18 protein-coding genes and 2 riboswitches are annotated in these 22,888 nt (G+C 67.6%); of the genes, 6 read left to right on the top strand and 12 right to left on the bottom strand.

The window, feature by feature from the left end; genetic code table 11:
• Positions 1-19: 19 nt before the first annotated feature.
• From cobA to cbiB, 3 genes are read left to right on the top strand one after another with little or no spacing between them, the layout of a single operon-like run.
• Entirely contained in the window at positions 20-880 is an 861-nt protein-coding gene (cobA, locus tag N825_RS12985) for a uroporphyrinogen-III C-methyltransferase (protein WP_051512271.1), read from the top strand.
• Positions 881-884: 4 nt separating this feature from the next.
• The gene (locus N825_RS12990; protein ID WP_037452123.1) at positions 885-2,186 is read left to right on the top strand and encodes a cobyrinic acid a,c-diamide synthase CobB; all 1,302 of its coding nucleotides are present in this window, start codon (positions 885-887) and stop codon (positions 2,184-2,186) included.
• Positions 2,183-3,157, top strand: a complete 975-nt coding sequence (gene cbiB / locus N825_RS12995; protein WP_037452126.1) for an adenosylcobinamide-phosphate synthase CbiB — start codon at positions 2,183-2,185, stop codon at positions 3,155-3,157. The genes N825_RS12990 and cbiB overlap by 4 nt, the downstream gene beginning before the upstream one ends.
• On the opposite strand, the gene N825_RS13000 is transcribed toward cbiB, so the two are convergent.
• The 9 genes from N825_RS13000 to N825_RS13040 all read right to left on the bottom strand — a co-directional run bounded on the left by N825_RS13000 (position 3,129) and on the right by N825_RS13040 (position 15,978).
• A complete protein-coding gene (locus tag N825_RS13000) occupies positions 3,129-4,376 on the bottom strand; it encodes an MFS transporter (RefSeq protein WP_051512273.1) in 1,248 nt (415 codons plus the stop codon). The two genes, cbiB and N825_RS13000, sit on opposite strands and share 29 nt — an antisense overlap.
• Before the next feature lie 90 nt (positions 4,377-4,466).
• Positions 4,467-5,903 carry a cobyric acid synthase gene (locus N825_RS13005; protein ID WP_037452473.1) on the bottom strand — a complete coding sequence of 479 codons (1,437 nt, stop codon included), beginning with the start codon at positions 5,901-5,903 and terminating at the stop codon, positions 4,467-4,469.
• A gap of 11 nt (positions 5,904-5,914) precedes the next feature.
• The gene (gene cobO, locus N825_RS13010) at positions 5,915-6,523 is read right to left on the bottom strand and encodes a cob(I)yrinic acid a,c-diamide adenosyltransferase (protein WP_037452476.1); all 609 of its coding nucleotides are present in this window, start codon (positions 6,521-6,523) and stop codon (positions 5,915-5,917) included.
• A gap of 11 nt (positions 6,524-6,534) precedes the next feature.
• Positions 6,535-10,275, bottom strand: a complete 3,741-nt coding sequence (gene cobN, locus N825_RS13015; protein WP_037452129.1) for a cobaltochelatase subunit CobN — start codon at positions 10,273-10,275, stop codon at positions 6,535-6,537.
• 7 nt (positions 10,276-10,282) lie between these two features.
• Positions 10,283-11,314, bottom strand: coding sequence for a cobalamin biosynthesis protein CobW (gene cobW, locus N825_RS13020; RefSeq protein ID WP_245613097.1), 1,032 nt, complete (start codon positions 11,312-11,314; stop codon positions 10,283-10,285).
• Positions 11,315-11,324: 10 nt separating this feature from the next.
• The gene (gene cobU, locus N825_RS13025; protein ID WP_198038309.1) at positions 11,325-11,858 is read right to left on the bottom strand and encodes a bifunctional adenosylcobinamide kinase/adenosylcobinamide-phosphate guanylyltransferase; all 534 of its coding nucleotides are present in this window, start codon (positions 11,856-11,858) and stop codon (positions 11,325-11,327) included.
• A gap of 39 nt (positions 11,859-11,897) precedes the next feature.
• Positions 11,898-12,125, bottom strand: a riboswitch (cobalamin riboswitch).
• Positions 12,126-12,556: 431 nt separating this feature from the next.
• Positions 12,557-14,389 (bottom strand): phosphomethylpyrimidine synthase ThiC, encoded by a 1,833-nt coding sequence (thiC, locus tag N825_RS13030; RefSeq protein WP_051512275.1) that lies wholly within the window; start codon positions 14,387-14,389, stop codon positions 12,557-12,559.
• Between the two features lie 75 nt (positions 14,390-14,464).
• Positions 14,465-14,584: riboswitch (TPP riboswitch) on the bottom strand.
• A gap of 58 nt (positions 14,585-14,642) precedes the next feature.
• The gene (locus N825_RS36480) at positions 14,643-15,581 is read right to left on the bottom strand and encodes a hypothetical protein (protein WP_051512276.1); all 939 of its coding nucleotides are present in this window, start codon (positions 15,579-15,581) and stop codon (positions 14,643-14,645) included.
• 172 nt (positions 15,582-15,753) lie between these two features.
• The gene (locus N825_RS13040) at positions 15,754-15,978 is read right to left on the bottom strand and encodes a hypothetical protein (RefSeq protein ID WP_037452135.1); all 225 of its coding nucleotides are present in this window, start codon (positions 15,976-15,978) and stop codon (positions 15,754-15,756) included.
• 307 nt (positions 15,979-16,285) lie between these two features.
• Here N825_RS13040 and N825_RS13045 point away from each other — a divergent pair, with 307 nt between their 5' ends.
• From N825_RS13045 to N825_RS39755, 3 genes are all read left to right on the top strand, one after another.
• The gene (locus tag N825_RS13045; RefSeq protein WP_037452137.1) at positions 16,286-17,473 is read left to right on the top strand and encodes an EAL domain-containing protein; all 1,188 of its coding nucleotides are present in this window, start codon (positions 16,286-16,288) and stop codon (positions 17,471-17,473) included.
• Between the two features lie 141 nt (positions 17,474-17,614).
• Positions 17,615-18,070 carry an Rrf2 family transcriptional regulator gene (locus N825_RS13050; RefSeq protein WP_037452140.1) on the top strand — a complete coding sequence of 152 codons (456 nt, stop codon included), beginning with the start codon at positions 17,615-17,617 and terminating at the stop codon, positions 18,068-18,070.
• Between the two features lie 298 nt (positions 18,071-18,368).
• Positions 18,369-18,611 carry a hypothetical protein gene (locus N825_RS39755; RefSeq protein WP_198038310.1) on the top strand — a complete coding sequence of 81 codons (243 nt, stop codon included), beginning with the start codon at positions 18,369-18,371 and terminating at the stop codon, positions 18,609-18,611.
• Positions 18,612-18,654: 43 nt separating this feature from the next.
• Here N825_RS39755 and N825_RS13060 read toward each other — a convergent pair whose 3' ends face one another.
• The 3 genes from N825_RS13060 to N825_RS13070 form a co-directional block, all read right to left on the bottom strand.
• The gene (locus N825_RS13060; protein WP_037452146.1) at positions 18,655-20,322 is read right to left on the bottom strand and encodes a response regulator; all 1,668 of its coding nucleotides are present in this window, start codon (positions 20,320-20,322) and stop codon (positions 18,655-18,657) included.
• A complete protein-coding gene (locus N825_RS36485; RefSeq protein ID WP_051512281.1) occupies positions 20,322-22,049 on the bottom strand; it encodes a PAS domain-containing sensor histidine kinase in 1,728 nt (575 codons plus the stop codon). Before N825_RS36485 ends, N825_RS13060 begins: the two co-directional genes overlap by 1 nt.
• A 109-nt stretch (positions 22,050-22,158) precedes the next feature.
• Positions 22,159-22,884, bottom strand: coding sequence for a metallophosphoesterase family protein (locus N825_RS13070; protein WP_037452149.1), 726 nt, complete (start codon positions 22,882-22,884; stop codon positions 22,159-22,161).
• Positions 22,885-22,888: the final 4 nt, after the last annotated feature.

A 22,888-nucleotide genomic window follows, 5' to 3' on the forward strand; every position in this document is an offset into this window, starting at 1 on the left:
GCGGTGTAAAGTGGCGGCAATGATCCCCTCATCCTCTCCCCTCTCCCAGTCCCTCCCCGCGGGCCTTCCCTTCCCAGAGTTCGAGCCCGGCTGGGTCTGGCTGGCGGGCGCCGGTCCGGGCGACCCCGGACTGTTGACGCTCCACGCCTGGCACGCGTTGAGCCACGCCGACGTGATCGTCTATGACGCGCTGGTGGGGCCGGAAATCCTGGGTTTGGCCCGTCCCGGCAGCGTGCTGGAGTTCGCCGGCAAGCGCGGCGGCCGGCCGTCGCCCAAGCAGCCGGACATCTCCAAGCGGCTGGTCGAACTGGCGCAGCAGGGCCTGCGTGTGCTTCGGCTGAAGGGCGGCGATCCCTTCGTGTTCGGCCGCGGCGGCGAGGAGGCCCTGACGCTGGTCGAGCACAAGGTGCCGTTCCGTGTCATCCCCGGCATCACGGCCGGGATCGGCGGTCTAGCCTATGCCGGGATCCCCGTCACCCACCGCGACCGCAACCACGCCGTCACCTTCATGACGGGGCACAGCGCGTCCGGACTGGTGCCCGACACGATCGACTGGGCCGCGGTCGCGAGGGGTTCGCCGGTCATCATCATGTACATGGCGCTTAAGCACCTGGCCATCATCGCCGATCGGTTCATCGAGGCCGGACGGCCGCGTGACCAAGCCGTCGCGATCGTGACCAACGCCACCCTGCCGAACCAGCACGTGCTGGAAACGACGCTGGAGCGCTGCGCCGCCGATGTGACGGCCAATGGCATCGAGCCGCCGGCCATGGTCGTGGTCGGCGATGTCGTCTCGCTCCGCCCGGCGCTGGATTGGCTGGGAGCCCTGTCGGGGCGTCAACTGACGACGGACGGCATCAGCGGCACGGGGGCCGGCTGAGATCGTGGCGGCACCCGGTCTGGTCATCGCGGCGCCGTCGTCCGGCAGCGGCAAGACGGTCGCGGTGCTGGCCCTGCTCCGGCACTTCCGGCGGGCGGGCGTCGCGGTCGCATCGCGGAAGGTGGGGCCGGATTACATCGACCCGATGTTCCACGCCGCGGCCAGCGGCGGGCCCTGCCTGAACCTGGACCCCTGGGCGATGCGCCCGGCCACGGTGGCGCGGCTGGCGGATGCCGATGCCGATCTGCTGGTGGTCGAGGGCGTCATGGGGCTGTTCGACGGTGCCGCCGATGGGACAGGGTCGACCGCCGATCTGGCCGCCGCGGCGGGATGGCCGATCGTGCTGGTGGTGGACGCCAAGGCGCAGTCCCAGTCGGTGGCGGCCCTGGTCCATGGCTTCGCCACCTTCCGACGTGACGTGACGATCGCCGGCGTGATCCTGAACCGGGTCGGCAGCCCGAACCATGAGGCGATCCTGCGCGCGGCCCTGGCGCCGCTCGACGTTACCGTGCTGGGCGCCTTGCCGCGCCTGGACGCGCTGAGGCTGCCCGATCGCCACCTGGGGCTGGTGCCGGCGGGTGAGCATGGTGCGCTGGAGGACTTCCTGGAGGGCGCCGCGGACGCCGTGGCCCGCCATGTCGACACGGCGGCGCTGCGCGATCTCGCCCGGCCGGCTGGGTTTTCGGGAGGGACGGATACGTCGCCGATGGCGCCGCTGGGGCAACGGATCGCCATCGCCAGCGACGACGCGTTCGTGTTCGCCTATCCGCACCTGCTGGCCGGCTGGCGGGATGCCGGCGCCGAGTTATCGCATTTCTCCCCGCTGGCCGACCAGCCGCCAGACGCCCTGGCCGACGCCGTCTTCCTGCCGGGGGGCTATCCCGAACTGCACGCGGCGAGGCTCGCCACATCCACCGGCTTCCTGTCGGGGCTGAGGTCGGCGGCCGCGCGGGGGGCGATCATTTATGGTGAATGCGGCGGGTACATGGTGCTCGGGCGTTCCTTGGAAGATGGCGACGGCGTCCCTCACACGATGGCGGGATTGCTGCCGGTCGACACCTCCTTCGCCAAGCGCCGGCTGCACCTGGGCTACCGCGAGGCGGTGACGGTCGCGGCGTCGGCCTTGGGGCCGGTCGGGACTGTCCATCGCGGCCATGAGTTCCACTACGCCAGCATCATGGCGGAGGATGGCGATGCGCCGCTGTTCCGTGCCCGCGACGCGCGCGGCTCCGATATGGGGAGCATGGGGACGCGGCGGGGCACGGTGATGGGGTCCTTCGTCCATCTGGTGGACCGCCGGCCATGAACCACGACGTCGTCGTCCTGCTGGCCCTGGCGATCGACGCCGCGTTCGGGGAGCCGGCCTGGATCTATGCCCGCGTGCCCCACCCCGTCGTCCTGTTCGGGCGCTTGGTCGGGCTGCTCGACCGGCACCTGAACCGCGAGGCCTGGGGTCACGCCGCGCGGCGGCTGGCGGGTGTCGCGGCGGTCGTGGCGCTGGTGGCGGCGACGGCGGGGCCGGCTTGGCTCGCCAGCCGGGGCTTCGACGCGATCCCCTTTGGCGGGCTGATCGAGGCGGTTCTCGCCAGCACCCTGATCGCCCAGCGGAGCCTGTACGACCACGTGGCCGCCGTCGCGCACGCGCTGGAGACGGGAGGGCTGGCGGAGGGGCGGCGGGCGGTCTCGATGATCGTCGGGCGCGATCCGGAAAGCCTGGACGAACATGGCGTCTGCCGGGCCGCGATCGAATCCTGCGCCGAGAACTTCTCCGACGGGATCGTGGCGCCGGTCTTCTGGTTCGCGGTGCTGGGGTTCCCAGGACTCGTCGCCTACAAGGCGATCAACACGGCGGACAGCATGATCGGCCACCGGACGCCGCGCCATCAGGCGTTCGGCTGGGCGGCGGCGCGGCTGGACGATCTGGTCAACCTGATGCCGGCCCGGCTGGCCGGGCTGTTCATCATCCTGGGAAGCGCCGTGGCGATCCGGGGCCAGCGGTGGCGCCGGGCGCGCGCGGCGTGGCTGACGATGCTGCGCGACGCCGGCAAGCACAAGTCCCCCAACGCCGGCTGGCAGGAGGCCGCGATGGCGGGCGCGCTGGGGCTGGCCTTGGCGGGACCGCGCCGCTATGGCAGCGTCCTGGTGGACGACGCCTGGATGGGCGAAGGCGGCCGGCGCGACGCCACGGCGATGGATGTCCGCCACGCTGTCCGGATCATGGCGGCGGCCTGTGGCATCCAGGCGGCCCTCATGGCGTCACTGGCGTTCCGGGTGTGATCCGGCTGGGCTTGAACTCGGCGGGTCTCGTCTCCGGCATCGCGAACAGGAACAGCAGGAGCGCCACGCCAGCGACCCCGGCCAGGAACAGGAAGGCGGCGCTGTAGCCCGCGTTGACCACCACGGCGCCCGCCACCGCCGTGCTGAGCGCTGCGCCGACCCCCTGCATGGTGCCGATGGCGCCGAGGCTGACGTTGAAGCGGCCGGTGCCGCGCGTCAGGTCGGCGACGACCAGCGGGAACAGCGCGCCATAGAGCCCGGCGCCGACGCCGTCGAGCAGTTGGACGCCGACCAGCCAAAAGGGATCGTCGGACAGGGTGTAGAGGACGCCGCGGATCGGCAGGATCAGGAATCCGGCCAGGAACAGCGGTTTCCGCCCCCAGGCGTCCGCCTTGGCACCGGCGAGCATGGCGACCGGCACCATCACGAGCTGGGCCGCGACGATGCAGGCCGACATCAGGGTGGTGCCCAGGTTCTTGTCCTGCAACGCCAGTTTTTGGCCGACCAGCGGCAGCATCGCGGCGTTGGCGAAGTGGAACATCGCGGCGCAGATCGCGAAGATCACCAGCGGGCGGCAAGCCAGGATGGCGGCGATACCCGAAGGGTGCCCGTCGTCATGCGCCTGATCCTTGACCAGTCCGCGCGCGGTGTCGTGGTCGATGGCCTTGGCCGGAATGGTCAGCATGGCCGCCACGCTCGCCACCGCCATGGCGGTCATCAGCCAGAACACCGCGATCGGGCCGAAGACATAGGCGGCGCCGCCGGCCAGGGCGGCGGCGGTGGCGTTGCCGGCGTGGTTGAACGACTCGTTGCGCCCGACCCGCCGGGCGAAGGCCTTGGGCCCGACGATGCCGAGCGTGATGGCGGCCACCGCCGGCTGGAAGACGGCGCCGGCCGCCCCGGTGATCGCCTGCATCAGCGCCACCAGCGTGAAGCCGGGCAGGAATGGCAGGGTGATCGAGCCGAGCGTCACCAGCAACGCCGCGGCGATCACGATGCCCCGCTTGTTGCGCGACGCGTCGACCAAGGCGCCCGCCGGCATCTGGGCGACGATCCCGGCGATGCCCGCGATCGACATCACCAAGCCGATGCTGGCCTCGTCCCAATGCTGGACCGTCAGCAGATAAATCGCCAGATAGGGTCCCAGACCGTCCCGGACATCCGCCAGGAAAAAGTTGAGACCATCAAGACTCCGTCCGTACCCCAACGCCTGTGCCATGTGATCTCCAAATTGAGCGCACGGCATAACGCGGGTTCACATTCGGCGGTTGCTTGCGTCTGAAAATATCCCGGCGGCATGGCGGGTGGATCAGAGCTTCAGGAGTTCGTTCAGGTCCAGGTGTGTTTCCAAATGTTTCGCCAAGCCGTCCAGGACCTCCTCCATGGCGTCGTCGTAGCGGACGCCGCTGGCGGGGCGCGCGCGGATGCCGGAGAGGAAGGCGTGGCGGAAACCGTCAGCCGCGAACAGGCCATGGACGTAGCAGCCGCTGACTCGCCCTCCCGCCGCCACGGCCCCTTCCGGCCGCCCGTCGAGGTCAAGTAATGGGGCCGCCAAGGCGGGGCCGGTGGTCTTGCCGATGTGCATCTCGTAGCCACGCATGTCGGTGCCACTGGCGGGATGACGGCCCGTCACCTCGACCAGCGACTTCGGCCCGTCCAGCACCGTTTCCAGGTCGAGCAGGCCGAGGCCGTCCACCGCGCCGGGAGCGCCCTCGGTCCCGGCAGGATCGTCCAGGCGGCGGCCCAGCATCTGGAAACCGCCGCAGATACCGAGGACATGACCACCCCGGCGCAGATGCGCGGCCAAGTCGATGTCCCAGCCCTGGGCGCGGAGGAACGCCAGGTCGGGGATGGTCGCCTTGGTGCCGGGCAGGATCACCAGATCGGCGTCACCCGGCAGCGGCTGGCCCGGTGGGATCATCTCCAGCGCCACGTCGGGTTCCTCGCGGAGGGGATCGAAGTCGTCGAAGTTGGCGATCCGCGACAGCATCGGCACGGCGATCCGGATGCCGCGCCGGCCTGTCGTCCGCGCCGCCGCCAGCGCCAGGGCATCCTCCGGCGGCAGGCGGTCGGCCTCGGCGAACCAGGGGACGACTCCCAGGCTGGGCAGGCCGGTATGCCCGGTGATGATCCGAAGGCCCTCGTCGAACAGGCTGACATCGCCCCGGAACTTGTTGATCAGGAACGCCTTCAGCCGGGCCCGTTCCGCCGGGGGCAGCACGGCGCAGGTGCCGACGACCGAGGCGATCACGCCGCCGCGCTCGATGTCGCCGATCAGCACGACCGGCAGGTCGGCGGCCTCGGCGAAACCCATGTTGGCGATGTCGCCCGCGCGTAGATTGACCTCCGACGCGCTGCCGGCGCCCTCGACCAGCACGAGGTCGGCGTCGCGGCCGAGGCGGTGGAAGCTCTCCAGCACGGCCGGCATCAGCTCGCCCTTGCGGGTTTGGTACTCGCGCGCCTTCATGGCGCCGACGACGCGGCCTTGGACCACGACCTGGGCGCCGATGTCGGTCTGCGGCTTGAGCAGGACGGGGTTCATGTCGGTGACGGGCGCCACCCGGCACGCCCGCGCCTGGAGCGCCTGCGCCCGGCCGATCTCGCCGCCATCGGCCGTGACCGCCGCGTTGTTCGACATGTTCTGCGGCTTGAACGGGCGGACCCGCAGGCCCCGGTTGGCGTAGGCGCGGCACAGGCCGGCCACGATCATGGACTTGCCGACATCGGAGCCGGTGCCCATGAACATGATGGCCTTGGTCAAAACTCGATGCCCGCCTGGGCCTTGACGCCTTCGCGGAACGGATGCTTGACCATGGTCATCTCGGTCACGAGGTCGGCGATCTCGATCAGTTCGTCCTTGGCGTTGCGGCCGGTGACGATGACGTGCTTGTCCTCCGGCTTGTCGCGCAGCACCGCCAGCACCTCCTCCAGCGGCAGATAGTCGTAGCGCAGCACGATGTTCAGCTCGTCCAGCAGCACCAGCTTGTAGGCGGGGTCGCGGATCAGCGCGACCGCCTGATCCCAGGCGGCGCGGGCCGCCGAGATGTCGCGCTGGCGGTCCTGGGTCTCCCACGTGAAGCCCTCGCCCATCGTGTTGATGGTGACCTGATCGGCGAACCGCTCCAGCACCACCCGCTCGCCGGTCTCCCACTTGCCCTTGACGAATTGGACGATGCCGACCTTGAAGCCGTGGCCGATCGCCCGCATCACCATGCCGAGCGCGGCGGTGGACTTACCCTTGCCCTTGCCGGTGTGGACGATCAGCAGCCCCTTCTCCAGGGTCTTGGTCGCGATCATGCGGTCGCGCGCGGCCTTCTTCTTCGCCATCTTCTCGGCGTGCCGGGCGTTGATCTCGTCTTCGGTCATGCCTTCGGTCTTCACGGCGCTTCTCCCCGGCTCAAATGCTTCAGCGTATCGTAGGCGGCGTTCGATTTGGGACGCCACAATCCGCGGTCCTGCGCCTCGGCCAGCCGCTCGGCCATCTCGCGCAGCGCCGCGGGATTGGCCTCGGCCATGAAGTCGCGGACGTTGGCGTCGCCGACATAGGCGTCGAACACCGCGTCGAAGTGGTGGTCGCGCACACAGCGCGCGGTGGCGGCGAAGGCGAACAGGTAGTCGACCGTGGCCGACAGCTCGAAGGCGCCCTTGTAGCCGTGGCGCATGATGCCGGCGATCCACTTGGGATTGACGACGCGGCCTCGGACGACGCGGGCGATCTCCTCGTCCAGGGTGCGGACCTTGGGGCTTTCCGGCCGGGAGTGGTCGTTGTGGTAGACGGTCGGAGCCCGCCCCGACAATGTCCGGACCGCGACGGCCATGCCGCCCTCGAACTGGTAATAGTCGTCGCTGTCAAGCAGGTCGTGCTCGCGGTTGTCCTGGTTGTGCAGGACGGCCTGGACCGCCCCCAGCCGGGTCTCGAACAACCCGCGCTCGGCCGCTCCCTCGACGCCGCCGCCATAGGCGTAGCCGCCCCAGGCGAGATAGGCGTCGGACAGGTCCTGGTCGGTCTCCCAGCCGCGCTCGTCGATCAGCGCCTGGAGCCCTGCCCCGTAGGCTCCCGGTTTGGAGCCGAACACGCGATGCCCCGCCCGGCGCCGCGCCGCGGCGGGATCGGCTCCGTCCGCCACCAGCGCCGCGGCGTCGGCGCGGACGCGGGCGGCCAGCGGGTTGATGTCGTCCGGTTCGTCCAGGTCGGCGATGGCGCGGGCGGCGCTGTCGACCAGATCCATCTGCGCCGGAAAGGCGTCACGGAAGAAGCCGGAGACCCGCAGCGTCACGTCCACTCGCGGCCGGTCGAGCACTCCGGCCGGCATGATCTCGAACCCGGTCACCCTGCCGGTGGCGGTGTCCCAGGTCGGCCGTGCGCCCATCAGCGCCAGCGCTTGGGCGATGTCGTCGCCGCCCGTCCTCATGTTGGCGGTGCCCCAGGCCGACAGCGCCATGGTCCGCGGCCAGTCGCCGTTCTCCTGGAGGTAGCGCTCGACCACGCGCGACGCGGACTTCCAGCCGAGATGCCACGCCGCCGGCGTCGGCACGGCGCGGGTGTCGACCGAGTAGAAGTTGCGCCCGGTCGGCAATACCTCCGGCCGGCCGCGGGTCGGGGCGCCCGACGGGCCGGGCTCGACGAAGCGCCCGTCGAGGCCGCGCAGCAACCCGTCGAGTTCGGCGGCACCGCAGGCCCGCACGGTTGGCCGTAACTCGCTTTGGATGTAGTCGAGCACCAAGCCGGCGCGCTCCCACGCCGGATCGGTGGCGGTCTCACCCGCGACCAGCCCGCGGGCCAGCAGTTCGAGCCTTTCGACGGTGTCGCCCGTGCTGCGCCAGACGCCATCATCGGCCAGCGCCGCCGGGCGGGCGCCGCGCCAGGGCTCCGCCATGGCGCAGTCGAGCGGGTCGAAGTCCAGATCCAGGTCGGCCGCCAGCGCCCGGATCAGCGAGGCGTCGCGGCCTACGCCCTTGCCACGGGCCAGCCGGGTCAGCGCCACCAGCAGGTCGGTCAACTGCTCACCCTCTGGAGATTCGCCGAAGATATGGAGGCCGTCGCGGATCTGAAGTTCCTTCAACTCGCACAGGTGGCTGTCGAGCTTGGCCAGCGCGTCCTGGGGCTCGTCGTCGCGGCCAACGCCGCAATCGACGTTGAGCCCGGTCGCGGCGCTGAGGTCCAGGATGCGCTCCCGCAGCACGGTGATGCGGCGTGGATCGACCCCTGCCGCCTCGTAATACTCGTCCACCAGCATCTCCAGCTCGCGGAGCGGGCCATAGCTCTCGGCGCGGGTCAGCGGCGGGGTCAGGTGGTCGATGATGACGGCGGCGGCCCGGCGCTTTGCCTGGGTGCCCTCGCCGGGATCGTTGACGATGAACGGGTACAGGTGCGGGATCGGTCCCAGCGCCACCTCGGGGAAACATTCCTCCGACAAGGCCAGCGACTTGCCCGGCAGCCATTCCAGATTGCCGTGCTTGCCGAAATGCACGACGGCATCAGCGTCGAAGCCGAGCCGGATCCAGGCGTAGCAGGCCAGATAGGCGTGCGGCGGCACCAGGTCGGGATCGTGGTAGGTCTTGGACGGGTCGATCTGATATCCCCGCGCCGGCTGGATCGCCACCGCGACATTGCCGAAGCGGATCGCCGGCAACAGGAAACGCCCGTTCCGAACGAAGGGGTCGGCCTCCGGCGGACCCCAGCGGGTTGCGACCGCCGCGCGGACGGCTTCCGGCAGGGCATCGAAGAACCTGACGTAGTCGTCCAGACGCAGAGTCTCGGACACCGCGCGCTGGTCGAGTCCGCCCAAGTCGTTGGTGACGCCGGCACCCAGCAGCGCCATCAGCGCGGCGGGGTCGTCGGGAGCGCCAACGACGCGGTAGCCGGCGTCGGCCAGCGCCCGCAGGGAGCGCGTCACCCCCGCCGGCGTGTCGAGCCCGACGCCGTTGGCGAGCCTGCCGTCGCGGTTCGGGTAGTTCGCCAGGACGATCGCGACGCGGCGCTCGGCGGCGGGGGTGCGCCGCAGCCGCGCCCACGAGGCGGCCAACGCGGCCACGAAGTCGACGCGATCGGTGACGGGCTTGTAGGACAGCACCCAGCTCTGCGTCGCCTCGTGGCGGCGCGCCTCGGCCTTGAAGCTGACGGCGCGGCTGATCAGGCGACCGTCGACCTCGGGCAAGGCCACGTTCATGGCGATGTCGCGGGCCGACAGGCCGGTGGTGCCGCTCCGCCACGCCGCTTCCGATCCGCCGGAGAACACGACTTGGAGCACGGGACAATCGGCGCCATCGAACGGCGTCGGCGAGCGCGCGGCACCCGGCTGCGACACCGCGAAGGAGGTCGCGTTGAGGATGACGTCAGGGGACGCCCGCGCCAGCAGGTCGGCGACGATCCCGGCGGCGACCTTCTCCTTCAGGCTGGTGGTCGCGATCGGCAGGGCGTTGACGCCCGCCGCGCGCAGGCTGGCGATCAGCGCGTCGATCACCGCCGTGTTGGCGGCCTGCTCCAGCGCCCGGTAGAACAGGATGGCGGCGACGGGAGCCTCCGCGATCCAGGCGTCGCGCAGATCATCCAGTCCCGGCCGGTCGCGACCCGGCCAGTGGATCCCCGCCCGCATCAGCTCGACCGGCTCACGCCAGTCGCCAGCATTCGCTCCGATCAGGGAGGCGGCGTAGCGCAGCAGCCCGGTGGCGTTCTCGACACCGCCCTGGACGCAGTAGCGCCACAGCCGGTGGGTGGCGTCCGCCGGCAGGGTCGAGAACCGCGCCAGCTCGGGGTCCGGCTGGTCGTCGCCGGGCAGCACGGCCAAGGGGATGCCGCCGCGCCGGCAGGCGTCCGCTACCTGCTCGATCCCATAGGGCCAGTAGCCCTGTCCGCCCAGCAGCCGCACGACCACCAGCTTGGCCCGGGCGACAACCCGCTCGACATGGAGGTCGATCGACAGGTTGTGGCCCAGCTGGAGCAGGCTGGCGAGCCGCAGCGTGGGGAAGTCCGCGCCCAAGCGGTCATGGGCGGCGGCGAGACAGGCGAGTTCGGTGTCCGCCGCCGACAGGAACACGATGTCGCCGGGCGTCTGGCCGAGATCGACGGCCTCGCCGCCGTCGGAGATGGTGCCGGGCTGTGCCGCCAGCAGGTGCATGGGGGGATCAGCCGCGCAGGATGGCTTCGATCGCGGGACGATCGAGCCCCCGCTGGCCGATCACCACCAACTCGCTGCGCCGCTGCTCCTCGGGCTTCCAGCGCCGGTCGTAGTAGCGCTGGATACGGTCGCCGACACCCTGGACCACATGGCGCATCGGCTTGCCGGCGATGTCCAGGAAGCCCTTGATCCGCAGGATGTCGTGGGCCGTCACGGCGGTCAGGATGCGCGCCTCGACCTCCTCGGGGGTCTCGACGGTGCCGAGTGCTATCACGAAGCTGTCGAAATCGTCATGGTCGTGATCCTCGCCCTCCAACTCGTGGTGGGACGGCCGGCTGTCCAGATCGTCCTCGGCGGCGGCGCCGAGACCCAGCAGGACCAGCGGATCGATGCCGCCCTGGACAGAGACCACCGTCTTGACTGAGGGGCGGAGATGCTTGGCGACGGTCTCGGTGACCGCGGCCAGGGTGGCGGCGTCGACCCGGTCGGCCTTGTTGAGCACGACCATGTCGGCGCACTGGATCTGCTCCTCGAACAGCTCCTCCAGCGGGCTTTCGTGGTCGAGCGAGGGATCCTCCTCCCGCGAGGCCTGGACGGCGGCCGGATCGCTGGCGAAGCGGCCGGCCGCCACCGCCTCGGCGTCGATCACGGCGATGACGCCGTCGACCGTGACGCGGGTGCGGATCTCCGGCCAGGCGAAGGCCTTGACCAGCGGCTTGGGCAGCGCCAGCCCCGATGTCTCGATCACGATGTGGTCGGGCGGCTGCGGCTGGTTCAGCAGCTTCTCGATGGTCGGCAGGAAGTCGTCGGCGACGGTGCAGCAGATGCAGCCATTGGTCAGCTCGACGATGTCCTCCTCGCGGCAGGTGTCGGAGCCGCAGCCGGCCAGCAATTCGCGGTCGACGCCCAAATCGCCAAACTCGTTGATGATCAGCGCCAGACGGCGGCCGCGCGCGTTCTCCAGCAGGTGACGGATCAGGCTGGTCTTGCCGGCACCGAGAAAGCCGGTGATGACGGTCGCGGGAATCTTCGTGCTCAAGATGAGGTTCCTAACAAGTGCTTTTGACGGTCATGGGAATGCCCGCGACCATGAAATGAACGGCGCCGGCGACGGCGGCCACCTCCTGGTGGAGCCGGCCCGCGTGGTCGCGGAACGCGCGCGCCATGGCGTTATCCGGCACGATGCCGAGCCCGACCTCGTTGGAGACGAACACGACCGGGCCGGCGAGCCCGCCCAGACACTGGACAAGGCCGCGCGTCTCGGCGGCGATGTCGCGCTGCTCCATCATGAGGTTGGTGACCCACAGGGTCAGGCAGTCGACCAGCACGACGGCGTCGGGAGCCGCAAGTTTGGGCAGGGTGCCGGCGAGGTCGAGCGGTTCCTCCACCGTGGTCCAGCGCGGCCCACGCCGGTCGCGGTGCTCGTCGATCCGGCTCGCCATCTCGCCGTCCCACGCCCGGCCGGTCGCGAGGTAGAGGGGGCGGTCCGCCCGCTCCGCCATGGCCTCGGCGAAACGGCTCTTGCCCGACCGCGCGCCACCAAGGACCAGGGTGACGCCGGGTTGCGCTATCGTTGATGTCATGACCCACCTTCGCCGGTACACCCCGCCCGGTCGTGATTGAAACGACGGCGCTCGACGGCAGGTCTCCTGGCTTCGCGGGTCGGTGCGGGTGCCGTCGCCTTCCCGGTTGCCGATTGGCACCAGTGGCTTGAACCTCACGGCACACGCTCGCCGCTTACAGTTGCGGGGGCAGCTCCGGACTCGGGCGCTGGACGGCGCCCCCACCGGATTCCCTCTTGGCGGCGGGTTGGCTCGTCACCACCCCGCACCATCGAGCGGCCGCACTATCGCGGGCGGCCCCCGCCCCTGTCAATGGCCGCCGTCGCTGGCGGTCGAGATGACCATGGCGACGGACGGCTCGCTGGCGGTGGCTTGGGCCCACGCCCGAACCTCGATGTTTTGGAGCGTGCTTCCTTAACACGGATGAAGAGGATTTACAGGATGGACACGGATGGTTCGACTCGCCTGTCCATCATCGCGGTGGACGAGGGATCAACGTCCGTCAGATCCGTGTCCATCCTGTAAATCCTCTTCATCCGTGTTGAAAAAAGCGGACGGAAAATCCCCGTCGGCAGGGAGAAGGATCCATTCCCAAACGGCTTGGCGGCTATTCGGTAGGTTGGGGACGAAAAGTAGGTCGGGTAGAGCGTAGCGGCACCCGACACCAACTCGCCTGCTTGTCGGGTGCCGCTACGCTCTACCCGACCTACGGCTGAAAGTCAGGCGAGGGGCCGGTAGATCTCGGCTCCTCCGGCGCGGAAGCTCTCCGACATGTCGGCCATGCCGGAGTTGGCGTGGTCGCGGACCTCCTGGGTGATCTTCATGGAGCAGAACTTGGGACCGCACATCGAGCAGAAATGGGCCGACTTGGCGCCCTCGGCCGGCAGGGTCTGGTCGTGGAACCGCTCCGCCGTCTCGGGGTCGAGCGACAGGTGGAACTGGTCGCGCCAGCGGAAGTCGAAGCGCGCCCGGCTGAGCGCGTCGTCCCGCGAGCGCGCCGCCGGATGTCCCTTGGCGAGGTCGGCGGCGTGGGCCGCGATCTTGTAGGTCACGACCCCGACCTTGACGTCGTCGCGGTCGGGCAGACCCAGATGCTCCTTGGGTGTCACATAGCAAAGCATGGCGGTGCCGAACCAGCCGATCATGGCGGCGCCGATGCCGCTGGTGATGTGGTCATAGCCGGGGGCGATGTCGGTGGTCAGCGGCCCGAGCGTGTAGAACGGCGCCTCGCGGCAGACCTCGAGCTGGCGATCCATGTTCTCCTTGATCTTGTGCATCGGGACGTGGCCCGGACCCTCGACCATGACCTGGACGTCATGGGTCCAGGCGATCCGGGTCAGCTCGCCCAGCGTCTCCAATTCGGCGAACTGCGCCGCGTCGTTGGCGTCGGCGATCGAGCCCGGCCGCAGCCCGTCACCCAGCGAGAAGCTGATGTCGTAGGCCCGCATGATCTCGCAGATCTCATTGAAGTGGGTGTGGAGGAAGTTCTCCTTGTGGTGGGCCAGGCACCACTTGGCGAGGATCGACCCGCCGCGCGAGACGATGCCGGTGACCCGCTTGGCCGTCTGCGGGATATGGGCCAGCCGCACCCCGGCGTGGATGGTGAAGTAGTCGACGCCCTGCTCCGCCTGCTCGATCAGCGTGTCGCGGAAGATCTCCCAGTCGAGATCCTCCGCCTTGCCGCCGACCTTCTCCAACGCCTGATAGATCGGGACTGTGCCGATCGGCACGGCGGAATTGCGGATGATCCATTCCCGCGTCGTGTGGATGTTGGCGCCGGTCGAGAGATCCATCACGGTGTCGGCACCCCAGCGGGTGGCCCAGACCATCTTCTCGACCTCCTCCGCGACGGAGGACGCCACGGCGGAGTTGCCGATGTTGGCGTTGATCTTGACCAGGAAATTGCGGCCGATGATCATCGGCTCGCTCTCCGGATGGTTGATGTTGGCCGGGATGATCGCCCTGCCCCGCGCCACCTCGTCGCGAACGAATTCCGGCGTCACGTGGTCGGGGATCGCGGCGCCAAACGACTGCCCGTCGCGCGTATTCTCCAGGGCCTCCCGCCTGCCTAGGTTTTCGCGGCCCAAGTTTTCACGGATGGCGACATACTCCATCTCGGGCGTGACGATGCCGCGCCGGGCATAGGCCATCTGGGTGACGGCTCCGACGCCGCCCGCCCGAAGCGGCTTTCGCGCGGTCGCGGGAAACTGCTCCAGGTTGGAGCGCTGCCCCGCCCGCAGGCCGTTGTCCTCCGGCCGGATCGGGCGACCTTCGTAGGCGACGGTGTCGCCGCGCGCCGCGATCCAGGGTGCCCGGAGGGCCGGCAGGCCGCGCGCGATGTCGATGGAGGCCCCTGGATCGCTGTAGGGGCCGGAACTGTCATAAACCCGCACGGGCGGCTCGCCGCTGGACGGTTCCAGGTCGATCTCGCGGAGTGCTACCCGGATGTCCGGGTACAGGACACCCGGCACGTGGACCTTGCGCGACGCCGGCAGCGGTCCGGTGGACACGGTGATGGTCGGGCTGGTGGTGGAATTGCTGTCTTTTGGCATCGTGATCTCCTGCTTCGATGTCGAGCGGAGATCCGGAATGCGACGATGGACGCGACGAGACCGGGCGCGGAGGAGATGCGGCCGTCTCTCCCCTTCCTACGCCGGCACGACCCGGATCAGGTTCAAAGGGTCTCCGCGTCGCGCATACGGCCGGCGGAATCTCAGCCCCCTATCGGGGCTCCCCTGGGAATGCGCCGATCCTCACGGCTTCACCGCCGCTTGTCAAGGCGGTGAAGCCGAAGTCGAACCGTGGTCAGGCGCGTGGCGGCTTCAGGAAGTAGGGCCGGCTCTGCACCGCCACGGGATCCGACAGGTACATCTGGACCGCGTAGGCGTCGACCCCGTGCAGCAGCTCCTTCATCACGACAGCCATCTCGTGCGTGCTCTCGCCGAAGATCAGGCGCACCCGCTCGGCCGGTCCATCGTCGGCGATGAAGTAGGTGTCGAACGGCTGGAGGATGTTCCAGCGGCAGCCGATCGGCCCGTCGGCTGGCACGCCATATTCGGTGATCGGGGAGATCGCGGCGGGTAGCGGCGTCAGGCCGGTGGTGTCGACGATGGTGGTGAAGATCGAGACGCCGGCGACATCTGGATCCTCGACCTGGAAGCCCCAGGTCTGCACCCACTCCGAATGGTAGACCTTCGAGTCGCCCGGCGAGTCGCCCCGCACGGGATTTTGCGACGGCATGTTGACCTTGAATGTCGTCAGGAACTTCGGCTCGCCGAACAGCTCCATCCCAACCTTGATGGCGAAAGTGTCGTCGCAGGGCACGAAGACCCTGTGGTTGCCAAGCAGTTTGGTCTGCTCGTCACCCATCAGCCACTGGTCGAAGGTGATGACGGGCACCTCGTCCCGGCGGCCTTCGGGGAACGCCACGATGTTCAGTTCCAGTTCCTGCACGACGCTGCTCGCCGAGTTGGACCACTGATCCGGGGGAAGATCCACGCCGGCGGAGAAGAAGCCGGAATAGACCTGGAAGTTGTAGCTGACCGAAGCCTTCTTGTGGCCGCGCACGTCGAACAGGGCGGGCTCCAGCCCGCTTCCCTCGAACAGGCCTTTGACCCTATGGGGATCCACGAGGTAGTGGACCACGCAATTGGCGAGCGCCGCGTAGTAGAACGGCGTCGTCAGTCCAGCCGGGATTGGCGGAAGGTGCGTCTTCTTCGAGTTGTGTTCGGCGTGATCGGACATGTCCTGGCTTCCCGAGGCTGTGGTATAGCCTTGAGAGATAAAACCCGGAGTAGCCCAACTTCCATAAATTTCTTTCAAAATCGATATTACCGTTTTGAAAGAACCTCCTTGAGGTTGCCATTCGCGGCGGCGGTCCACCACGCCCCGACATCGAGGCGTGGTGGACGCGGCGTCACTTCTCGGTTTTGGCCAGGGTGTGCAGCGCTTGCGCCCAAAGGAAATATTTGCAGGTCGCGAGTTCCTCGATCGTATCGATCCCGAAAGCCTCCTTCAACTTCTGGGCATCGCTATCCGTAACGCCGGCCAAGGCCGAAGGAGGCAGCGACATCAGTTGCTTTGGCGACTTTCCCTCGTGCGCCTTGTCAAGAATAGCTTCAAGACTCTTGATCTCGGGCATGATCCTCTCCTTGTATGATTGTGTGCGTCACCGCAGGATTAATCATGAAAACACCGGGCTCCGTCAAGAAATGGGCGACGCGGATGCATTCCCTCGAGGACATCGGATCGTCAGACCCTTCCGGAACCCGCCGTCATCCGCGTCAACGAGTGCGGAAACTTGATTCGAAGCGTCATGATTTCAAGCCGTACGGTCTCAACTCTTCAACCCACCACGTCCGCCTGTACATCCCAAGAATTACCCTGTATTTTCCATTTCGTCCGCATACCAGCTTCCCAGTCGATCGAACCGCCTTGGAGTTCTTCCCGTGATCCGCAAGACGTTCCCGGCTGGCGCGATGATCTTCTTCGAGGGGCAACCGGCCGACTGCGCCTATATCGTGGAGCGCGGACAGGTCGAGATCTGCGCCACCCGGGATCAGACGCACATCACGCTCGCCAAGCTCGGCCGGGGCGAGATCTTTGGCGAGATGGCCGTGATCGACAACAGCGCCCGGTCGGCCGCCGCCCGCGCGGTGGAGGAGACCGAGGTCCTGATCATCCGCCAGGACCAGCTGAAACGGCGGATCGAGGACGCGGAACCCATGGTTGGCCAGCTGCTGGGCAGCCTGATCACGCGGTTTCGCCAGGCGCAGAACGGGCTGCTCAACGACCTGCCCGGCCGTCTGCGCGGTGGCGGCCATCTGGTCGTCGCGGAGCCGACGGGCGGATCGGTGCGCGGCGAGTCGGCGCTGGAATGGATCAGCCGGGAGTACGACCTGGAGCGCGGCCTCGCCGCCGGGGAGTTCGAGCCGTTCTTCCAGCCGATCGTGACGGTGGAGCGGGGTGAGCTGGCCGGGTTCGAGGCGCTGGCGCGCTGGCGCCATCCGGAGCGCGGGCTCGTCGCCCCGTGCGAATTCATCGATCTTGGCGAGAAGTGCGGTCTGATCCGCCAGATCGATCTGAAGATCATGGCGGAGGCGTGCGCCCTGCTGCGGAAGGCGGCGGGCGACGGGCCGATGCCCTTCCTCAGCGTCAACCTGTCGTCCCAGCACTTCACCGACCTGGATGTCGTGACGGGATTGGCCGAGCGCCTGCGGGCCACCGGCTTCCCGGCCGACCACCTGAAGGTCGAGTTGACGGAGACGGCGCTCGTCCAGGATCCCGTCACCGCCTATGACGTCCTGTGCCGCATCAAGGATCTCGGGGTCAAGCTGGCGCTGGATGATTTCGGCACCGGCTATTCAAGCCTGTCCTATCTCCACCGCTTCCCGTTCGACGTCCTCAAGATCGACCAGTCCTTCGTGCGGGAACTGGGCAACCCCGGACGAACCCACCACATCGTGGAGAGCATCATCACCCTGGCCGGCCGCATGGGCATGGAGGTCGTGGCCGAAGGCGTCGAGACGGAGGATCTGATCCCACCGCTCCGCGACCTGGGCTGCACCTTCGGGCAGGGCTATCACTACAGCCGTCCGGTCGCCGCCGACAGGATGGCGGAAATGCTCGACCGTTAGATGGGACCGTTCGGCATGGCGGCGCTCGGTATGGTTACCCAAGCCATCGTGGGATTATAAAGTCGGAGTCACACCCGATCCTGTACGGCCGAGACCTTGACGCGCCCGCGGCCAGCCCCCCAACCAGCGAGCCTTTCCCCCGTGAGAATCGATAGCCGCCTGTCGCGCATGCTCCATGTCCTGCTGCACATGGGCGAGGAGAGCCAGCCGATGACCTCGGAGCGGATCGCGGCCATGCTGGGGACGAACTCGGCCGTGGTCCGGAGAACCATGGCGGGTCTGCGGAGCGCCGGTCACGTCCTGTCGGTGAAGGGCCATGGAGGGGGATGGACGCTCGCGCGCGAGTTGGACCAGATCACCTTGCTCGACATCCACCGCGCGGTCGGATCGGAAAGGCTGTTCGCGATCGGCTTCGACAATGACAATCCGAACTGCCTCGTGGAGCGCGTGGTGAACGCCTCGATGGCCGAGGCCCTGGAGCGCGCGGAAGCGATCCTGGTCGAACGCCTCGCCTCGGTCACGCTCGCCGACCTGTCGCGCGAGTTTGGCGAGTTGCGCGGCTTGGCATTGTCGACGCATCCGACCATCGGCCCCTGACCGAGTTCCTCCCGACGCCGCGAGAGACAAGCCCAGGGGGGCTTGACGGATGATCTTTCACGTATCAACATAAGTTACATGATTGATCACGCTCGTGATCGTGGTCCGATCACCCGCTTTTCGGGGCTCAACGCCCCTTGCCAACGGAGTTCCCATGATCGAAACCCTTGGCCCGCAAACCTGGGCAGCGTCCTGGACCTGCGTCGTGATAGCCTTGGCTTCATCCAGCATTTCCATCACGATCACACAAACCGAACTCTTCGCGCCCCTCCGGTCATGGGCGAACCGAATCCATCCCATGATCGGACACTTGTTCCACTGCTTCTATTGCACCAGCCATTGGGCCGTGATCGCGGGCATCGCCATTTACCAGCCGATAGTGATCTCCAGCGGCTACCGTATCGCCGATCTGATCGTATCGACCTTCCTCACCATCACGATCACCACCTATCTAAGCGGGCTGGTCTTCGCCGTCTTCCTGGCCGCGATGACCAAGGTGGTGAAGGAACGCGCGGTGAAGAGCATCCTCACGGCGGACTGATCGCATCGAACTCCGGACCGCCAGCCGCCGGGACGCGGGCATGTCAAACCGGCCGGTCGGGATCGCCTTCGCGTTCCATCACGGCCAGGAAGGCGTCCACGACGGCGGGATCGAAGTGGGTTCCGCTCTGCGATTTGAGGTGATCGATCGTATCCTTGGTCGCCCAAGCGTCCTTGTAGGGCCGCTTGTGCATCAGGGCGTCGTAGACGTCAGCCACCGCGGTGATCCGGCCGCTGATCGGGATGGCGTCGCCCTTCAGGCCAGCGGGATAACCGGTGCCGTCATATTTCTCGTGATGGGTCTCGGCCACCTCCGCGCCGAGGCTGAGGTAACTGCGGCCCGGCACCATCTTGGCGACCTCGCGCAGGACGTTGGCCCCGATCCTGGGATGTTGGCGGATCACGGCCATCTCATCCTCGGTCAACCGGGCAGGCTTGTTCAGGATGCTGTCGGGCAGCCCGACCTTGCCCACATCGTGGAGAATGCTGGCGAGCCCGATCTGGTCCACGAAGATGTCGTCGATCTCATGGGGATACTGGCCGCGCGCCTTCAATTCGGCGGCGATCATCGCGGTGAGCCGCTCGATCCGCCGGACATGCTGGCCGGTGATCTCGTCCTTGAACTCGGCGAGCTTGCCGAGCGCGTAGACGGTCGCCTTCTGGGAATTGACCACCTGTTCGTACAGGTAGACGTTGTCGAACGCGATCGCGACCTTGCCGCAGAAGATCTCCAGCAGCCCGCGGTCGAGCGACCCCAGCGGCGGGTGGCCGTCCATGTAGACGATGCTGGCCGAGTGGTTGCGGGAGCGGAAGACGATGACGCTGTGATCCGCGCGATAGATGTTGCGCCCTTCGTCGAACGCCTTCCTGATGTCGGCGATGGCGGCGGGGGATAGGATCTCGTCCAAGGGCCCGACCGCGTCGGCTCCCGAAATCTCCGAACTGGCGAGGACCTGGAATTCGCCGGTGAAATGGCCGTCGGAACCGCCGCGGTCATCCTGGCTGACGGTGCAGAGAAGCAGTCCGGACGCGCCGTGGATCAGCGAGCGGAGCTGGAGCAGGACGCCTTCCACGAACTGGGACATGGATCGATGCTCGAACAGCGAGGCCGAGCCGTCGATGATCTTCTCCAGCCCCCGCCGGCTCATCTCGATGCTGATGATGTGCTGGTACGAGCGGAGCGCCGCGACAACCGAGGTGAACAGTTTCTGGGCCGTCAGCTCGCTCTTCGCCTTGTAGTCGTTGATGTCGTAGTTGACGATCACCTGGCGCTCGGGCGCCTGCCCCGGCTGTCCCGTCCGCAGGATGATGCGAACCTGTTCGTTGCCTACCTCGCGTCGAATGAACTCGACGCAGCGCAAACCGGCGTCATCCGTCTCCATCACCACGTCCAGCAGCACGACCGCGATGTCGGGGTGCAGCGGGAACAGCTCGCACGCCTCCGCGGCGCTGAAGGCGCTGACGAACTGCAAGGGCCGCTCGTCGAACTGGAAGTCGCTGAGAACGACCTTGGTGATCGCGTGGACCTCCCTGTCGTCATCGACGATCATGACTTTCCAGGGCGGCGGCTTGTGCGGCGTCAGCCAGCCGTGATTGGGCAGAAGGCCCGCGCCAATCTCGAGTGGGCTCCCGGCGTCGTCCCCGTCATCCGCCTCGTCGGCGAACATCAGGTCGTCGTCGTCCCCCTGGTTATCCCCGTCGATGTGCTTCATCACTGGTCCACCCATCGCTCCACGTTACCCGGTGCGGTCCTGGGAATGGAGAGGATGAAGGTCGCCCCCTGCCCCTCGGCACTCTTGACCTCGATGGCGCCGCCCAAACTTTGGGTCACGATATTGTATACGATATGAAGACCCAGCCCGGTCCCACCCGTTCCCCGCTTCGTGGTGAAGAAGGGCTCGAAGATGCGCGCCAAATTCTTCTCCGGTATGCCGCGCCCACTGTCGCCATACCGGATCTCGATTATGTCGTCATCCCGCAACTCCGCCGATATGGCGATGGTGCCGACCTGACCTTCCGCGAAGCCGTGTATGATCGAATTCATCACAAAGTTAGTAAGGACTTGAGATAATGCACCCGGATAGCTATCGATTTCAAGATCATCCGGACAGTCCACGACGACGCTGTGATGGGTCTGCTTCAGCCGTGGCTTCAGGCTGAGAAGGATCTCGGAGATATACGTCGACAAGTTGAACTGGCGGCGTATGTCGGTCGACTGATCGACCGCCACCTGCTTGAAGCTCTGGATCAGCTCCGCGGCGCGCCCGATCGTCGCCACCATGATCGCGGATGTCTCGGTCGCGGTCTCCAGGTACCGCTCGACCTCGGACTTCTTCAGCTTGCCACCGTGGAACTGGGCTCCGAATTCCCCGGTCCGCTCGCCGAGATGGGAAGCGGCGGTCAGCGCCGTGCCGATCGGAGTGTTGATCTCATGGGCGACTCCCGCCACCAGAGAGCCGAGGGCGGCCATCTTCTCCGCCTGGATCAGGCTGTTCTGGGCTTGGTGCAGGCGGTCATAGGCCAGCTCCGCCGTCTCCTTCGAGGCGCGAAGCTCGTCCTCGATCCGCTTCCGCTCGTTGATGACGTTGACGGCGGTCAGGCTGGCCTGCTCGCCCATGTGATCGAACAGGCGAGCCGACAGCAGCGCCCAGAACGGCCGATGCTGGCTGTCGCCCAGTTGGATCTCGAACTCGTCCACCTGCCCGTCCTGCCGCAGCAGGGCTCCCAGGCGCCGACGCTCCTCCTCCACCAGATAGAAGTCGGTGGCGTGGCGGCCGACCGCGACATCGGCGGCGATGCCGAACAGCTCGGAGGCCCGCCGGTTGATCTGGAGGATCGTCGCGTCGGAGGTCCGGGCCAGCACCAGGGGGATCGGCACGGCGTCGATCAACTCGCGCTGCACCACCTCCGCCTGCTTCCGCGCCGTGATGTCGGTGAAACCGACCAGCATCGCGTCGTCGCCGTGATACGGGATGCGGACGGCTGACAACGTGACCCAGAAGATGCGGCCGGCGGCGTTCCGCAAGCGGACCTCGCGCTCGTCCACCCTGCCGTCGCGGTCCAGCAGCGCCTGGACCTCCTCGTAATCGTCGCGACTGGCGTATTTGACCGTGGATCGGCGGCCCTTCATGAACGCCGCGTCCTGATCCGCCATGCGGGCGAGCGGCGTGTTGACGTACAGCACGACCTCGTCGCTCCGCCGCACCACGGCGACCGGAAAGGGGATGGCGTCCAGGATCAACCGCTGGCCGGAGTGACTGTCCTCGGCGCCCTTGGCCGGCGCGTCGGTCTCCTCGATCCCCAGGGAGGCCAGGGATATCAGGCCGGCGGCATCGCGGCTTCGCAGAGGAGAGCGAACGGAGTGGTTGCGTCGTCCGGTCCACCATCCCCCCCCGAAGATGGCGGCCGCGCCCAGCAGGAGCAGCGATGTGTTTATCATTGTGTTTCTTGTGGCGGCGATTGCTCGAACCACAATAAACGCGATTTAGTTATGAAAAGTTAGCCGTGAATGCCTGCGACATCACCACGCGGATAGTTTGATATCGAAGTTAATTCGGCGCCACCCGATCCGGCGCCACGACTTCCCGGCCGGGCGCCAATACGGGGGGAACCGCGAGCCGCCACAATCCAGCCCGCCCGATCCCGATGACGCGCAGCCCCGCCGGCAGCATCGCCTGATACCCGATGTGGTGATGGCCATGCACGATCAGCCGGGCCCCCATCGACCGGGCGAGATCGTCCAGCACCCCGAAGCCATGGCGATGGCTGCTGGGGGCTTCGTGGCACACCAGGACATCGGCCCGCTCGGCTCGGAGCTTCTGGTAGTCCTCCCACCAGATCGACACGCGCTGCGCCAGCGGCAGCCCGCCACGCCAGCGGTGCCCGGGCGGCAGCGCGTCCAGATAGCTCTCGCGATCCGGGAAACGGGGGGCACCGTCACCTTCCGACGGATGCCAGATCCGGCCCCGGAAGACGCCGCCGAGGCCGGCGATCCGAAGCCCCGGCGCCACCTCGGCCACACGCCCATGGAGGTTGGCGTCGCCCAGGCCACTGTCGAACAGGTTGCAGTACCAGTGGACCCGATCGCCATCATGATTGCCGGGAATCCACCAGACCCGAACCCCGGCGTCGAGCACCGGGGCCAGCACCTCGTCGAGGGGCTGCTCCAGGTCGTGGTCGCCGACGATCACGACGGCCGCAGGACGTTTCGCCGCCACCGCCCGGATGATCTGGGAATAGCTCCCGTGAGGATCGCCGCAGAACAGGATGGTCACGGTG

Source organism: Skermanella stibiiresistens SB22, assembly GCF_000576635.1.
Classification (GTDB): domain Bacteria; phylum Pseudomonadota; class Alphaproteobacteria; order Azospirillales; family Azospirillaceae; genus Skermanella; species Skermanella stibiiresistens.

What these genes read in the sequence shown, in the direction of transcription:
- cobU (WP_198038309.1), bottom strand. Translation starts at nt 11,858, where the DNA reads ATGACATCAACGATAGCGCAACCCGGCGTCACCCTGGTCCTTGGTGGC.
- N825_RS36485 (WP_051512281.1), bottom strand. Translation starts at nt 22,049, where the DNA reads ATGATAAACACATCGCTGCTCCTGCTGGGCGCGGCCGCCATCTTCGGG.
- cbiB (WP_037452126.1), top strand. Translation starts at nt 2,183, where the DNA reads ATGAACCACGACGTCGTCGTCCTGCTGGCCCTGGCGATCGACGCCGCG.
- cobA (WP_051512271.1), top strand. Translation starts at nt 20, where the DNA reads ATGATCCCCTCATCCTCTCCCCTCTCCCAGTCCCTCCCCGCGGGCCTT.
- N825_RS13000 (WP_051512273.1), bottom strand. Translation starts at nt 4,376, where the DNA reads ATGGCACAGGCGTTGGGGTACGGACGGAGTCTTGATGGTCTCAACTTT.
- cobO (WP_037452476.1), bottom strand. Translation starts at nt 6,523, where the DNA reads ATGACCGAAGACGAGATCAACGCCCGGCACGCCGAGAAGATGGCGAAG.
- thiC (WP_051512275.1), bottom strand. Translation starts at nt 14,389, where the DNA reads ATGCCAAAAGACAGCAATTCCACCACCAGCCCGACCATCACCGTGTCC.
- N825_RS13005 (WP_037452473.1), bottom strand. Translation starts at nt 5,903, where the DNA reads ATGTTCATGGGCACCGGCTCCGATGTCGGCAAGTCCATGATCGTGGCC.
- N825_RS13040 (WP_037452135.1), bottom strand. Translation starts at nt 15,978, where the DNA reads ATGCCCGAGATCAAGAGTCTTGAAGCTATTCTTGACAAGGCGCACGAG.
- cobN (WP_037452129.1), bottom strand. Translation starts at nt 10,275, where the DNA reads ATGCACCTGCTGGCGGCACAGCCCGGCACCATCTCCGACGGCGGCGAG.
- N825_RS39755 (WP_198038310.1), top strand. Translation starts at nt 18,369, where the DNA reads ATGATCGGACACTTGTTCCACTGCTTCTATTGCACCAGCCATTGGGCC.
- N825_RS13060 (WP_037452146.1), bottom strand. Translation starts at nt 20,322, where the DNA reads ATGAAGCACATCGACGGGGATAACCAGGGGGACGACGACGACCTGATG.
- N825_RS36480 (WP_051512276.1), bottom strand. Translation starts at nt 15,581, where the DNA reads ATGTCCGATCACGCCGAACACAACTCGAAGAAGACGCACCTTCCGCCA.